Here is a 12,123-nt window from a genome sequence, read left to right as displayed (position 1 = left end):
CCGCGAACCCGACCGCGCCCTCGGGAAGAAGGCCATGCGGGCCGTGATCGACGCGCTCACCAGCGGCGTCCCCGCCGCGCTCGTCGAACTGCGACGCCTCGGCCGCACCCTGAAACAACGCGCCGCGGACGTCCTCGCGTTCTTCGACCGGGCCGGCACCAGCAACGGACCGACCGAGGCGATCAACGGCCGCCTCGAACACCTCCGCGGCTCCGCCCTCGGCTTCCGCAACCTCACGAACTACATAGCCCGCTCGCTGCTCGAAACCGGCGGCTTCAGGCAACACCTACACCCTCAAATGCGATGAGCCGGCATACCGGTCGCGAGGGCGATTTCTCCAGCGGTACGGAACGGATGGGTGGTGTCGAACGTATCGAGCACCCTCAGGACCTTCTGCAGCGCGGACTCGCCATCCGAACGTCGAGCCATCTCATCGACCTCCGTGCGAGGTTAGCAAACCGCCTCATCCTCGTGAACCCACGCGTTCCAGGCGCGGTAGACGTGGTGTATCGCTGAATCGCTCGCCGCCTTCACCTCGTCAACCGAGAGATAGGCGCAATCGCCGAGGCTCAGCGCCCGCGTGAGCACGTCGGCGTTCAGTTCCGTGTAGACGGCACGATGCACGGCGACGGGAAGCGTCCCGCCGACGATGACGGAGCCGTGCCCTCGCATCAGCGCACCCGCGCCGTCACCACGTCGGCGAGATCTGCACCCATCGACCGAGACGTCACGAGGAGATTCTCGCCGTCCACGGCCCCCCGGGAATCGTACACCGGCAACCCGTCGCCGAGGTGCGCGGCCATGTGCCACAGCGCGCGTAGCGGCCGGTCTACAACGGAGAACGGCACAACGGACACCGAATGACTGTGGACGACCGAATGGACATCGGGGCGTGCACGGTAGAGTTCGCTGTGGATGAACCGCTCCGAGTATCCCGGCCGGGGATCATCCGTCGCCCCTTCGAGGTCGTGAACCTGAATATCCGCAGTGGACACGAAGAGAGGTGCGAGATTGCGCGACAGCAGGAAACGCCTCGGATCCTCGGGATGGCGGACGCTCACATGTCCGTAGGCATCGAGTACGCCTTTGCGCATGAGGATGCGGTTCGCGTGAACGAGATCCTCCGTCGTCTGTGCGAGGGTCTGCGCCGTCATGATTCCGCCGCTCATCCAGCGTAACGGCGGGTCACGCGCCGCTCGAGGCCGAGAAGGAGAAGTCCGGGAATCACGGCGAGGGCGATGATGAAGATCAATTGTCCCGCGGTTCGGTCCACCCGTACGTTCGTGATGTTGAGCACGAGCTCGTGTCCCAGCCCGTAGGGCGCGGAGATCATCCCGGCGAGCAGCAGGCCGAGCATGGTGAGGCCGAATGTCGTACGGATGGCAGTGACAAGCGGCGGAAGCAGAGCCGGGATGATGACCTTGGTCATCCGAGCCGGCCAGGAGAGCACCAGCGAGTCCGCGAGCAGTAGGAGCCCCTTGTCGAGCGCCGCCGTCGCCGTCATAACCAGTAGCGCCATCGGGATGACGCCATGCACGTAGGCGAACGCGACGCCGGACTGCCATGCGATCCCGAACACGATGATGAAAATCGGATAGAGCGCGACCTTTGGCACGGCGTACAGTGCTGCGAGGGGAAGCTCGAACACCGACGCCCAGAATTTCGAGAAGCCGAGCACGAACCCGAGAACCCCGCCCAGGATGACAGCGAGAACGAGAGCGAGCGCGAACTGTCCCACGGTGGCGACGATCGCGTCCCGGTACTCCTCGCGGCCGAAGTCGGCGATGAGGCCCTGTACGGCCGCGAGCGGTGTCGGAAAAACCGAGGATGCCAGCGCGGCCGCAGCGATCCACCAGGCCGCGACGACGACGGCGGGAAGCGCAACGACGGTCGCCATGTAGCGGAGCGTCCGAATGAGCGGATTCGTCGGGGTCATGAAGAGAACTTTCTTGTGTGGCGCGACATCAGGGCATCGGCGATCAAGTTGACCACCAGAGTCAACAGCACCACGATCGCGATGCCTGCGTAAGTGCGCGAATCACAAAGCGCTGGTGGGCATCGGCGATGAAGTGGCCGAGTCCGTAGGTGGACAGAATGAATTCGCTGGCGAGCACACCGATGACGCTGAACGTGAGCGCGAGTTTGAGACCGATCCCGATGTGCCGAAGCGCCGCGGGTACGAGAACACGCGTCACCTGCTGCACGCGCGAGAGCCTCAGCGCCGCGCCGAGCTTGAGCAGCAGCGGCGGCACAGAGTCGAGCCCGTCGATCGTCGACGTGATGACCGCTACGACGGCCCAGAGCGCACCGAGGATGACGATCGGCGCGAGCCCGAGCCCGACCATGATGACGAGCATCGGGAAGAGCGCGAACACCGGGATCGCGTAATAGACCGCGAGCCAAGGCTCAAGAATGCGTCGTACGACGGGAAATCGCCATGCGACGAGGTCGGGCGACCCGGTACTCGTGGATGTCTTCCGCCCCGCCTGCGGCGATCCGTGTCTCGCCATCGTCACCATGAGTCGGTACGGCAAGGATGTCGCGTGGCAGGACCGGTTCCCGCACTATGAAGCGGCCGACCAAGGTCCCGAAGCGGTGTGGGACGCCCCCTTTCCGCAATGGTGGGTGGAGCGTGGTTAAGCGGTGGTGCGCGCCGATTCGCCAGGCACGGGGAAGTCTGCCGGAGTGGCGGACCTCCTGTCGCCCGTCGAGGTCAAGGCATACGTCGACGCGATCGAGTGGGCGGGCACGCGCTCCTGGTCGAACGGTCGCGTCGGAGCGCTCGGCATCTCGTGGTTCGCGATGCTGCAGTGGCGCGCGGCGACGGAGCGACCACCGCACCTGCGTGCGATCGTCCCCTGGGAGGGCTCGTCCGTCACCTACCGCGAGTTCCTGAGGCACGGCGGGATCCTCTCCAACGCGTTCGTCGAGTTCTGGTGGCGGAAGCAGATCGAGCCCCAGTTGCGGGAAGGGGGCGGTTCCGTCACCATTCTCGACGAGGCGCGCATCGGCAACTCCGTCGTCGTGCGGGAGGCGGTGGGAGTGGTGGCCGCGATCACGCCCCGGAACTACCCGCTGCACCAGCTCGTCGGCAAGGTTGGCGGGCCTCCCCGCCGTCTTCAACCTCGTCAGCGGATCCGGCCGGACGGTCGGAGAGCGGCTCGCGGGCCACCCGCACGACGATCTCGTCTCCTTCACCGGGTCCAATCCCGTGGGATCACGCATCGCCGCGCTCGCCGCGACGAAACGACCTGCGTCCAGCCTCGAGCTCGGTGGCAAGTCGGCCAGCGTGGTGCTGGCGGATTCCGACCTCGAGCGAGCCGTGCGATCCCCGATCCACGCGGATCTCGCCCTCGTCAGCGCCCGCCTCGGCGATCGATGGGGCAACCTCGTGTATCGGAAGACCTCGCGCAACTTCGGCCCGGTGATGGCGACCGCGGCCGCACGCACCGTCGCCCAGGTGGACGAGATCGTGCCCCTCGGCGCGCTCGACACGGAGACGATCTCACGCCGGGACTGTTCGTGGATCGGATCGCGGCGGTCGGCGAGCGTTCGTGGCTGCGTGCCGGTGAGCTGATCGCGGGCATGGAGTCCGCGGGAACCCCCGTGCGCGATGCGGGAGCTGCTTCATGACGCGGATCGAGCGCGTTGCGCTCGCGCGCGGGATCGCCACGGACATCCCCGAGGGCGCCGTGGTAAACCTCGGCATCGGGGTGCCGACCCTGGTGGCGGATTGGCTTCCGGCCGAGCGCGAGGTGATCCTGCACACCGAGAACGGGCTGCTCGGCATGGGGCCGGCACCCGACGCCGACCACGTCGATCCGGACCTCGTCAACGCCGGAAGCAGCCCGTGACCGAGATGCCGGGAGCGGCGTACTTCCATCACGCCGACTCGTTCGCCCTGATGCGCGGCGGGCATCTCGACATCTGCGTGCTCGGCGCCTTCCAGGTCGCGAAGAATGGCGACCTCGCGAACGGGTCAAAGGGTGCCGCGGATGCCATCCCTGCGGTCGGTGGCGATGGACCTCGCCACCGGCGCGCGCGATGTCTACGTGAAGATGAGTCTGCTGACACGGAGCGCCGCGGCCAAACTCGTCGCGCGCTGCGACTATCCGCTGACCGGTGTCGGCTGCGTGTCGCGGGTCTACACCGATCACGGCGTGTTCGAGGTGACTCCGGACGGGTTCGGCATCATCGTGCTGTTCGGCGACAACACCGCGGCGCAGCTGCGTGAGCTCACCGGGCTGCGGTTCGCCGGCGAGCGCTGAGGAGCCATCGGCAATGACGTACGCGAACATCCTCACCCAGATCCACGGTCGCGTGGGATGGATCCGGATCCATCGGCCTGAGGCGCTCAATGCGCTGAACCGGCAGGTGTGTCTCGAGGTCGTCGATGCGGTCCAGCGTCTCGACGCGGATCAGGAGATCGGTGCGATCGTTCTGACGGGGAGCGAACGGGCATTCGCCGCCGGCGCGGACGTCTCGGAGATGGAGCACCAGACGACCGGTGAGCTGGCGGTGAACGATCCGTTCCGCGAGTGGGACGCCGTCTCCGCGGCGCGCGTACCGCTGATCGCCGCAGTGTCGGGCTACGCCCTCGGCGGCGGACGCGAGCTTGCGATGATGTGCGACATCGTGATCGCCTCGGACGATGCCGTGTTCGGTCAGCCGGAGATCGGGCTGGGGATCATCCCGGGCCTCGGGGGCACCCAGCGTCTCGCGCGCTCGGTCGGTATCACCTCGCGGCCGAGCTCGTGCTCGCCGGGCGCCATCTGCCGGCGAGGGAGGCGGCGAGCGTCGGTCTCGTGTCGCGCCTCGTTGCGCCGGCAGACCTGGAACGAGAGACGCAGCGCATGGCTGGCCAGATCGCGGGTCGATCGCTCGCCGCGCTCTATGCCGCGAAATCGGCGCTGCGCGCGACGCGCGAGACCGGACTGCAACAGAACCTGCTGCTCGAGCGCGCCCTGTTCGGGTCGCTCTTCAGTGGCGAGGATTAGAAGGAGGGCATGCGCGCCTTCCGGTAGAAGCGCGAGCCGCGGTTTCCCCAGGCGTGACGCGGAAAGGCGATCGGGCGATTTGGCTCCCGGGGTGCTCACGCAGGTCTGCAAGCTCGTCGCGTCGCGCATGTCACCGGCGACGGCGCGCGGGGTCGCGAAGATCAGCTCGGCTCGAGGAGATAGGCCGCTACCGCGCGGGCGAGTTCGGCTAGGAAGGCGTCGTCGGAGAGCGGCCTCGTGGACTCGAAGTCGGAGCCATGTGTGATGCGCCGGCTCGTCATCGAATAGAGCATCCGGAAGGCGAAGTCCGCGGCGGTTTCCGGGTCGGGGTGGCGAAAGTCATCACGGCAAGCGAGCAGAGCTGCCTCGAAGCGCTCGGCAACGCGTTGGGAGCCGGCGCGACCGCGTTCGAAGACCTCCGGATCCTCCGGGCCCCGCCGCATAAAGGCACGCAGGATGCCGGAGTTCGCGAGCATCTGCTGGGCGGTCCTCGTGACGACCGACTCGATGTGGGCGCGGGCTTCCCCGGGAGGCACGACGGTCGGAGCCAGCCAGACCTCCTCCTTGTCCATCCGTTCCGTCTCCTGAGCGTGGATCGCGAGCAGCAGGGCCTCGCGGCTCGGAGCGCGAAGGTAGATGGAACCGACCGAGACGCCCGCGCGCTTACTGACCGCCTGGACCGTGAAGCCAGAGAAACCCTCCTCTTGGAGGATCTCCCGCCCCGCCTTCAGCACGCGCGCGAAGGCCTCCTGGCTGCGCTTCTGGCGCGGCTGGCGAATCTCGGAGCCGGTCGCGGACATCGGTGCCAATCGTACGGGGTGGTCGGAACCGCCTCACGGATTCGTGCTTGACAGCGTCATGAGCGCTGGTCACAATCTAACTAGAACGCACGTTCGGGTTCTAGTTCAATGAGGAACGAGGCATCAGTGATCTCCACCGACGTACCCGCGGTTGCTCCCGACGCTTTCGGTATCGGCACCTTCGCTGCCTCCGGTCAGACCTTCGTCGGCGTCCTCCGTGACGGTCGAGTCTTCGACACCCGCCCCGTTCTCGGAGCGGATGCCACGATCCGCAGGCTCCTCCCGAACTGGGATGCCGTGACCGACACTCTTGTGGAGGTCGTCCCGACGCTGGACTCGGGGCTCGCGCTCGACGACCTCGATGTGCTTCCTCCGGTGCAGCCGGCGGGGCAGATTCTGTGCGCGGGCGCGAACTACCGCGTCCACGTCGAACAGATCGTGCAGAGCACGCTTCGCAACTCCGGCGACCCGCGCAATGACGAGGAGTTGCGCGCATTCGCCCTTCAAGCAGTCGAGCGACAGGCGCAGTCCGACCCGTTCATGTTCGTCGGACTCCCATCCGCAGTCTCCGGCGGCCGTGACGATGTCGTCCTGTGGACCCCCGGCGAACAGCACGATTGGGAACTCGAGCTCGGCGTCGTCCTCAAGACGGGGGCTCACCGGATCTCGCCCGACGAGGCGTTCGATCACATCGCGGGCTACGTCATGAGCAACGACATCACGGTGCGCGACGTGATGGCGCGCTCGAACGTGCCGCTCACGGACTTCGTCACGTCGAAGAACCGCCCGACCTACTTCCCGACGGGTCCGGTAATCCTTCCCGCACGGTTCGTCCCTGACTACCGCCGGCTGAAGATCACTCTCAAGGTCAACGGAGAGACGATGCAGGACGAACTGGTCGCAGACATCATCCACGGCGTAGAGAAATGCGTCAGCTACGCGTCGCACTCGACCCGTCTCGAGGCCGGCGACATGATCTTGACCGGATCGCCGGCCGGCAACGCCGGCAAGCACGGCAATCGCTGGCTTCGGCCCGGCGATGTCATGGAGGCAAGCATCACGGGCCTGGGCACCCAGGTCACACGCTGTGTTGCGCCGCCCGAGTGAGAAATTCCGACCATCGACAAAGGAGTCACCAAAATGTCAGAGATCCTGCTGTCGCAGCTCGCCCACGTCGAGCTGCTTAGCCCGAAGCCCGAAGAGACCGTGGCCTGGATGAAGGACGTGTTCGGCCTCGAGGAGACCACGCGCGAAGGCCAGTCGGTGTACCTGCGCGGCTGGGCGGAGTGGCTGCACTCCAGCCTCATCGTCACGGAGGCGAAGGAGTCCGGCATCGGCCGCATCGGCTGGCGCACGTACGGCGCCGGCGACCCCGACATCGTGGCGAAGCGCCTCGCCGACACCGAGGAGCACGTCGGCTGGGTGGATGACTGGACGGGGCACGGCCGCACATACCAATATCGCTCAGCCTTCGGCCGGCACCTTCACGAGGTGTTCTGGGACGTGGAGCTGTACGAGGCGCCCGAGGACAAGAAGGACCACGCCGTCCCCAACCGGCCGCAGAAGATCCCGCTGAACGGCGGATCGGCCGCGCGATACCTCGACCACGTCACGATGCCGAGCGCCAACATGACGGGCGACATAGAGTTCTACAAGAAGCTCGGCGCACGGCACACCGCCGCCACCGAGGTCGAGCCGGGCTTCTCGGTGTTCTCCACGCTCACGTGCAACGGGATCCGCTCGACGCACGACATCGCACTCGTCCCCGACTTCAGCGGGATGACCGGCCGCGCGCACCACATCGCCTTCCGTGTCGACCAGCGGGTCGACGTCGAACGGATGGCCGAGATTGCGGTCGCGCACGGCACCCCCATCGAGCTCGGTCCTGGTGTGCACGGCATCGACGAGATCACGTACCTCTACATGCGCGAGCCGGGCGGCTTCCGGATGGAGGTGAACTCGGGCGGTTGGGTCAACAGCATGCCCGACTGGGAGCCCAAGACCTACCAGGCGGCCGGTGGCAACCCCGGTCAGTCGATCTACCGCAATGTGACGGTTCCCGAGTCGTTCTACGAGGCGTGGCCGGTGCCGCCGAAGGAGGCTGCGGAGAAGGAGCAGGCCGCCGTCAACGACGAGGCGCTCGCCGACTTCTTCCAGCAGAAGCCCGCGGCGCTCTGACTGTGGCGGGGCCGTTCGGCGACGGACGGCCCCGAAGCCACGTCGTCCATCGTGAATCCCGAGGTGCTCGCCTCGGACCTCTCGCGATCGACCCCGCCATAGCCGAGAACACCCTCCGCACTCGACGAAGAGAGCAGGAAATCATGAACACCCTCCCGGCCCAACCCGTTGCCGTCGTCGGCGCCGGCCCAGCCGGCATCGCGACCGCTCTCGCGCTGCACACGGTGGACATCCCCGTAAAACTGTACGAACGCTATTCCGAGCCCCGGGCGGCCGGCAACATCGTGAACCTGTGGGCTCCGGCCGTCAAGGCGCTGTTCAACATCGGGGTAGACATCGACGACATCGGCGCCGAGTGCGTGACGGAGTTCCAGAACCACAAGCGCAGGGTGCGGGCGCGCGTGCGGTTCCCGAACGGCTCGGTGGAGAAGTGGGGCGGCTTTCTCGGTCTGACCCGCCCGGACCTCTACGAGCGGATGACCGCCGCGCTCCCGGACGGCATGCTCGTCGGCAACTCCGTGGTCACGGGCGTCGCGGACAAGGGCGACCACGTTGAGCTGAGCTTCCAGGACGGATCGCGGGTCAGCACGCCGCTCGTAGTCGGCGCGGACGGCATCAACTCCGTGGTGCGAAAGCTGGTCTGGGGCGCGCCTCCGATGCGCGAACACGACCTCCACGTGATCGGCGGATACACGTACGAGATGATCGACACGGTGCCCACGGAGGAGGCGGTCGTCGCGCACTCGCGCACCATCCAGGGCAGCCACACCGGAATCCGCAGCAAAGGTCGCGACGGCTACGAGTGGTGGGTGCTCGAGGCCTGGGATCACGACAAGCCTGCCCCGGTCGACCTCAAGCGGCACGCCCTGACGCTCGCCCGTGACTTCCCGCCCGAGCTGTCGCAGATGATCCGCAGCTCGACGCCGGACCACATTTTCCGGTGGCCGATCCGCGACCGCGGCCCGGTGCCGGAGACGTGGTCGAAGGGACGCGTCACGTTCGCGGGAGACGCCGTGCACGCCACGAGCCCGTATGCCGCATACGGCGCGGGCATGTCGATCGTCGACGGCTACTTCCTGGGGCAGCTCCTGAACGGCGTGGACCTCGCGGATCGCGACGCGCTGACCTCGGCACTCAAGAAGTACGAGGGCGTGCGCGTCGCGCACACCGCGGAGCAGGTCGCCCGCGCGCACATGCTCGGCCGCATCTTCCACAAAGTTCCCGCGCCGATCCGCCCGATCCGCGACTACGTGTTCGACCACACGGGCTTCCTGCAGAAGCAGGTCGGCGACAGCAACCCGGCCGCGATCGCTGCGCAGCTCGAGGAGATGGGCGAGGACATCTTCACCCCCGCCCCGGCCCTTGCAACGGCGGCGTCGGCCCGCTCGTGAGGGCCTGCCGGGGCGCGAACGATCGTGCCCCGGCGTACGTCCCGGGCGCGCGCGGGAACCCGGTTAGATCCAAGAACTGAGAGAAGAGATTCGCCGTATGACTGCAGAACCACGTCTCACTATCGTCGCCGACGGCGTCTGGGCCTACATTCAGCCGGACGGTGGCTGGATGATCAACAACATGGGGCTGATCACCGGTGCCGACGCGGCCACTAGCGTCGACGTCACGTCGACCGAGCGGCGCACGCGTGACTACCTGCGGGCGATCGCCGGGGTGACGAAGGCGCCACTGCGCCGCGTCATCCTCACGCACTCGCATCCCGACCACTGCAACGGGGCGTCTCTCGTTCCGGACGCCGAGATCGTCGCGCACCGCGGTGCGCTCGAGGAGATGCGCGTTGCCCACCCGCTCGCTCCGCACATCTTCGAGCACTTCGACCAGGGAGCCGCTCGCCCTCGGCTGCCCACGATGGTCTTCGATGACGAACTGACGCTGGACCCGGCCGGACGGCGCATCCTCGTCCGGAATCCGGGGACGCACGCACACACCGGTGGCGATGCGTACGTGTGGCTGCCCGAGGAGCGAGTCCTGTTCGCCGGGGACCTCGTCTTCAACGGCGGCACGCCCTTCGCTCTGTCGGGATCACCCCTCGGCTGGCTGCGTGCGATCGAGCAGATGGCCGCGCTCGCGCCCGAGGTGGTGGTGCCCGGACACGGCGATGTAGGAGGGGTGGAGTTGCTCGGCCCGGTCGCGGGCTACCTGAACATGCTCATCGATGCGGCTCGCGACGCCTATGACCGTGGTCTGGGCCCGCTGGAGGCCGCTCGCGCTCTCGACCTCGGTCCGTATGGAAGACTGCTCGAGCCTGAGCGCATCGCGGGAAATCTTCACCGTGTTCTGGCCGAGCTCGAGGGCGTCGAGCCGGATTTCGCCGCCGCGTGGCAGGACATGTACGAGTACAACGGTGCGCGCCCCCTGGAGTGCCGCGCATGAGGATCGCACGCTGGACACACGGCGACGAGCTCGAAGAAGGATTCGTCATCGACGGGCGCGTCGTCCCGTTCTCCGAGCAGGCGACGGTTCAGACCGTTCTCGCCACCGGGCTAGCCGCAGCCCACGATCTTTTCGACCGGGCGGATGCCGCGACGGGAGTCCCGTTGAAGGAGGTGCGCCTGCTGCCGCCCGTCGTGCCGACGACGATCCGGGATTTCGCCGCCTTCGAGGAGCACGTGGAGGGCATGACGGCCGACGCAGAGGGCAACGGGCACGTTCCGGCCGAGTGGTATGAAGCGCCGACGTTCTACTTCACGAACCCGCACACGGTGCTCGGCCCGAACGGCACGGTGCGTCCGCCCGTCAGTGAACGCCTCGACTTCGAGCTCGAGGTAGCTGCGGTCATCGGCGGAGTAGCGGGTTCGGATGGCGCGAACCTGGATCCCGAGTCCGCCGCAGCCCACATCTTCGGCTTCACGATCATGAACGACTGGTCGGCTCGCGATTTGCAGGCGCGCGAGATGAGAGTTCTGCTGGGGCCGGCGAAGGGCAAGGACTTCGGCACTACCCTCGGCCCGTGGATCGTCACCGCCGATGAGCTCGAGCCGCACTTCGATCGCGCGGGTCTGCTGTCTGTGCGGGCCGAGGTGCGGGTCAACGGCACCCTGGTCGGTGACGACCTCGTTTCGAACATGGGCTGGACGTTTCCCGAGTTGGTCGCCTACGCGTCCCGGAACTCGCGTGTTGTGCCCGGTGACGTGTTCGGCTCGGGCACCGTGGGCAATGGAGGATGCCTCGGAGAACTGTGGAGCCGCACAGGGGTGCTCGCGCCGCCTCCGCTCACGGCGGGCGATGAGATCCGCATGACGGTCGAGGGCATCGGAGACCTCGTCGGGTTCGTCGGCGAGCCGGTGCCCGCTCCGCCGCTCCCTCCGGCCCGTCGCAACAACCGGCCCCGCCATCGGTGACTTTCAGCCGACGGAATCATGCGCCGCGTCCGTCAAGCTGGCCCCACCGCATCGAGTCGATCGGTCAGGCGCTTGCCGAACAGCGCGATCGCGTTGCCGCAGCACACTGCGCTCCGGTCGACCGGATCGCTCAGCGCGTCCTCGACCTTTTGCACGGGGTCGTCCACGCCCATGTCGAAGGGGTAGTCGGTCCCCAGCGTGACCTGCTCGGCGCCCACCGACTCCACCAGGAACCGGGGCGCGGGAGAAGTGTATACAAGTGCGTCGAACCACATGCGACGCAGTACCAGCTCGGCGGTTGAGCGCTCGTGCGCGTGTCCTCCCGCGCGTGCCACGAGTGATCGGCTCGACCGCCAGCTCGACGCCGACGTTCGCTGTCGTCGAGATCTGGACCCCGATGGCGCCGAGCTCCTCGACGGGCATGTCGCAGCTGGGTGATCGCAAGCTGGGGATGATGCAGCGCGACGCTCGCGATCGGGACAAGCCGGTCGGGCGCGAGCGCGCAGTGCTCCGCGACCACCTCATTGACTCGTGCGATGTAGCGGTCGGCCAACTCGACGTCCATCCAATGGCGTGACACCGGAGTCGCGCTCACGGCCTGCTCATCGATGCCCGCGGCGTCCATCGAGGCGAGCCTCAAATGAAGATCGGTCAGTTTGGGCTGTAGCCGCGTGAGCTGAGCGAGGTTGTATGCGGCCGAGGCGTCACCTAGGTGTGATGTCCAGGTAGGTTGTTGAGTCTGCTGATGGGCGGGGCTCCGATGGCGGAGTGGCGCCTGTGGTGATTGTAGAAGTG

General features: G+C 67.2%; 14 protein-coding genes and 3 pseudogenes. 11 read left to right on the top strand and 6 right to left on the bottom strand.

What is annotated here, in order from left to right; genetic code table 11:
• On the top strand, window positions 1-307 hold a 307-nt coding region (locus IEX37_RS15720), incomplete at its 5' end, for a transposase (RefSeq protein WP_188757320.1).
• 143 nt (window positions 308-450) lie between these two features.
• Here the strand turns inward: IEX37_RS15720 and IEX37_RS15715 are convergent.
• The 4 genes from IEX37_RS15715 to IEX37_RS15700 form a co-directional block, all read right to left on the bottom strand.
• Window positions 451-672 (bottom strand): hypothetical protein, encoded by a 222-nt coding sequence (locus IEX37_RS15715; protein ID WP_188757319.1) that lies wholly within the window; start codon window positions 670-672, stop codon window positions 451-453.
• On the bottom strand, window positions 672-1,154 hold the full coding sequence (locus IEX37_RS15710) for a class II aldolase/adducin family protein (protein WP_188757318.1): 483 nt from the start codon (window positions 1,152-1,154) through the stop codon (window positions 672-674). The genes IEX37_RS15715 and IEX37_RS15710 overlap by 1 nt, the downstream gene beginning before the upstream one ends.
• Before the next feature lie 11 nt (window positions 1,155-1,165).
• Window positions 1,166-1,936: an ABC transporter permease gene (locus IEX37_RS15705; protein ID WP_188757317.1), complete on the bottom strand. Its 771-nt coding sequence runs from the start codon at window positions 1,934-1,936 to the stop codon at window positions 1,166-1,168.
• 61 nt (window positions 1,937-1,997) lie between these two features.
• The gene (locus IEX37_RS15700) at window positions 1,998-2,510 is read right to left on the bottom strand and encodes an ABC transporter permease (RefSeq protein ID WP_229663326.1); all 513 of its coding nucleotides are present in this window, start codon (window positions 2,508-2,510) and stop codon (window positions 1,998-2,000) included.
• Window positions 2,511-2,643: 133 nt separating this feature from the next.
• Here IEX37_RS15700 and IEX37_RS16160 point away from each other — a divergent pair.
• The 4 genes and pseudogenes from IEX37_RS16160 to IEX37_RS15680 all read left to right on the top strand — a co-directional run.
• Window positions 2,644-2,940, top strand: a pseudogene (locus IEX37_RS16160) (CocE/NonD family hydrolase); the annotation flags it as partial.
• 157 nt (window positions 2,941-3,097) lie between these two features.
• Window positions 3,098-3,577, top strand: a complete 480-nt coding sequence (locus IEX37_RS16180; RefSeq protein ID WP_308421682.1) for an aldehyde dehydrogenase family protein — start codon at window positions 3,098-3,100, stop codon at window positions 3,575-3,577.
• Between the two features lie 52 nt (window positions 3,578-3,629).
• Window positions 3,630-4,268, top strand: a pseudogene (locus IEX37_RS15685) (3-oxoacid CoA-transferase subunit B).
• A 13-nt stretch (window positions 4,269-4,281) separates the two neighbouring features.
• A pseudogene (locus IEX37_RS15680) lies at window positions 4,282-4,997 on the top strand (enoyl-CoA hydratase-related protein).
• A gap of 161 nt (window positions 4,998-5,158) precedes the next feature.
• Here IEX37_RS15680 and IEX37_RS15675 read toward each other — a convergent pair.
• On the bottom strand, window positions 5,159-5,797 hold the full coding sequence (locus IEX37_RS15675) for a TetR/AcrR family transcriptional regulator (RefSeq protein WP_188757315.1): 639 nt from the start codon (window positions 5,795-5,797) through the stop codon (window positions 5,159-5,161).
• A gap of 126 nt (window positions 5,798-5,923) precedes the next feature.
• Between IEX37_RS15675 and IEX37_RS15670 the strand changes: the two genes are divergently transcribed.
• The 5 genes from IEX37_RS15670 (at window position 5,924) to IEX37_RS15650 (ending at window position 11,328) form a co-directional block, all read left to right on the top strand.
• A complete protein-coding gene (locus tag IEX37_RS15670) occupies window positions 5,924-6,904 on the top strand; it encodes a fumarylacetoacetate hydrolase family protein (RefSeq protein ID WP_229663325.1) in 981 nt (326 codons plus the stop codon).
• Window positions 6,905-6,937: 33 nt separating this feature from the next.
• Window positions 6,938-7,975 carry a VOC family protein gene (locus tag IEX37_RS15665; protein ID WP_188757313.1) on the top strand — a complete coding sequence of 346 codons (1,038 nt, stop codon included), beginning with the start codon at window positions 6,938-6,940 and terminating at the stop codon, window positions 7,973-7,975.
• A gap of 143 nt (window positions 7,976-8,118) precedes the next feature.
• Window positions 8,119-9,366 (top strand): FAD-dependent oxidoreductase, encoded by a 1,248-nt coding sequence (locus IEX37_RS15660; RefSeq protein ID WP_188757312.1) that lies wholly within the window; start codon window positions 8,119-8,121, stop codon window positions 9,364-9,366.
• Window positions 9,367-9,463: 97 nt separating this feature from the next.
• Window positions 9,464-10,360, top strand: a complete 897-nt coding sequence (locus IEX37_RS15655; RefSeq protein WP_188757311.1) for an MBL fold metallo-hydrolase — start codon at window positions 9,464-9,466, stop codon at window positions 10,358-10,360.
• The gene (locus IEX37_RS15650) at window positions 10,357-11,328 is read left to right on the top strand and encodes a fumarylacetoacetate hydrolase family protein (RefSeq protein WP_188757310.1); all 972 of its coding nucleotides are present in this window, start codon (window positions 10,357-10,359) and stop codon (window positions 11,326-11,328) included. Before IEX37_RS15655 ends, IEX37_RS15650 begins: the two co-directional genes overlap by 4 nt.
• 32 nt (window positions 11,329-11,360) lie before the next feature.
• Here IEX37_RS15650 and IEX37_RS15645 read toward each other — a convergent pair whose 3' ends face one another.
• The gene (locus IEX37_RS15645; protein WP_188757309.1) at window positions 11,361-11,663 is read right to left on the bottom strand and encodes an amidohydrolase family protein; all 303 of its coding nucleotides are present in this window, start codon (window positions 11,661-11,663) and stop codon (window positions 11,361-11,363) included.
• On the opposite strand from IEX37_RS15645, the gene IEX37_RS15640 reads away from it, so the two are divergent.
• Window positions 11,657-11,905, top strand: a complete 249-nt coding sequence (locus IEX37_RS15640; RefSeq protein ID WP_188757308.1) for a hypothetical protein — start codon at window positions 11,657-11,659, stop codon at window positions 11,903-11,905. The two genes, IEX37_RS15645 and IEX37_RS15640, sit on opposite strands and share 7 nt — an antisense overlap.
• The last annotated feature ends 218 nt before the right edge of the window (window positions 11,906-12,123 follow it).

The sequence above is a fragment of the Microbacterium album genome (assembly GCF_014643695.1).
Lineage (GTDB): Bacteria > Actinomycetota > Actinomycetes > Actinomycetales > Microbacteriaceae > Microbacterium > Microbacterium album.
This window is presented reverse-complemented; position numbering and strand designations above follow the sequence as displayed.